This window comes from Gilliamella sp. wkB292 (genome assembly GCF_001690235.1).
GTDB classification, from domain to species: domain Bacteria; phylum Pseudomonadota; class Gammaproteobacteria; order Enterobacterales; family Orbaceae; genus Gilliamella; species Gilliamella apicola_F.
Genome location: NZ_LZGO01000073.1, coordinates 1 through 1,866, shown reverse-complemented (window position 1 = coordinate 1,866; position 1,866 = coordinate 1). Strand labels below are relative to the sequence as shown.

At 25.5% G+C, this 1,866-nt stretch carries 1 protein-coding gene; it reads left to right on the top strand.

Translation table 11 applies throughout. The annotated features are described in order from the left end of the window. Nucleotides 1-1,690, top strand: a 1,690-nt coding sequence (locus A9G09_RS09885) for a capsular polysaccharide biosynthesis protein (protein ID WP_065634672.1), incomplete at its 5' end; no start/stop codon positions are given. Nucleotides 1,691-1,866: the final 176 nt, after the last annotated feature.

The window sequence follows — 1,866 nt, the reverse complement described above, 5'->3', positions numbered from 1 at the left end:
AAAATATAACCATGCTAAAACTTTTTCTGGTTTTAAAGATAATACTGAAAATGAAAAAATATTAGTTATTGATCAAACTTACGGAGATATGGCTGTTGAATTAGGTGGTGCTAATCAAGAAACTTTTTTATTGATGTTGGAAACAGCGAAGAAAGAAAATCCAAATGCAACTATTTATATAAAAACTCATACAGATGTAATTAATAAATACAAAAAAGGGTATTTAACTCAAGTTGCTAATCAAAAATCAATTATTTTAATTAGTGATGATGTTAATCCAATTTCACTATTAAAAAATATTGATAAAGTTTATGTTGTAACATCTCATATGGGATTTGAGGCTTTATTGTTAGGAAAAAAAGTTATTACCTTTGGTTTACCTTGGTATGCCGGATGGGGGATAACAGATGATAGACATAAAAGTATAAATCAAATAAAGAATAATAATAGAAGAACTGATGCTAACGTACTAGAGTTATTTATCGCCAGTTATATTTTATATTGTAAATATATTAATCCGTACACTGGACAAGCAGGAACAATCTTTGATGTTATAGACTATTTAATTAAAATTAAAAAATTTAATAATAAACTTAGAGGTACTGTTAATTTAGTCGGATTTTCATTTTGGAAAAAGCAAGTCCTATTACCTTATTTAAATTTACCTTCAATAAAATGTAATGCTTATTCTATAAAAAAATTTAAAAAAATAGCGAATAATCAAAATAATTACAGCCAACTGATAGCACAAAAAATTTTAATTTGGGGGCAAGGTAAAAATTCTTTATATCCCTTTATTGATAATTTACATCCCATTCGTGTTGAGGATGGTTTTATCAGATCAATTGGATTAGGCTCTAATTTAGTAATGCCATATTCATTAGTTTTTGATGAATTAGGTATCTATTTTAATTCGCAAAGTAAAAGTGAATTAGAATTATTACTTGAAAATAAAAAAGTCGATCAGTACCAAATAGAAAAAGCCATTTCATTACAAAAATTACTAATAAAAACAAAATTAGGTAAGTATAATGTTGGCGAAAAAGTTAGCATCAAGTCAATTAATCAGAAGCTGAAAATTATATTAATACCAGGTCAGGTTGAAGATGATGCGTCTATTATTTATGGTTCTCCTAAGATCACTACAAATCTAGAATTAATAAAAATAGTGAGAAAAAATAATCCTGATGATTACCTCATATATAAACCTCATCCAGATGTTTTAAGTGGAAATCGTATAGGTAAAATAGATACATTAGAAGCACTAAAATATGTAAATGAAGTTATTGATTACGTTGATATTATTGATTGTATTGAGCAAGTAGATGAAGTCCATACCATGACTTCATTAGCTGGTTTTGAAGCATTAATTCGCAATAAACTAGTTGTATGTTATGGACAACCTTTTTATTCAGGGTGGGGATTAACAGTTGATAAATATCCTAATACTAGAAGAACTCGGTTATTAACATTGCATGAATTAATTTATATTGTAATGTATGAATATGCTATTTATATACATCCTGATTCATTAAATTTTACTGATCCCGAAACATTAATTCATTATCTAAATAATAAGAAATTAAGTAATAAATCATCAATCAAGCAAAATTGGATTAAGAAGCAATTTAACAAATTAAAACAAATTATATTTCTTATTCATAAGCTAAAATCATCAAAAATTAGATAATTATCAAAGCAATAATGTTATCATTTATAATGCTTTAACTATTATTTATCTAATCCCTATTGCTGCTTATTTGAAGATCTTTTGATCACTCAAATTCTAATTCCTCATTAAATCTATGTAATACCATTATTCAATAATAATTAATTGGTTTAATTTTTTAATCTTAATATTATTAA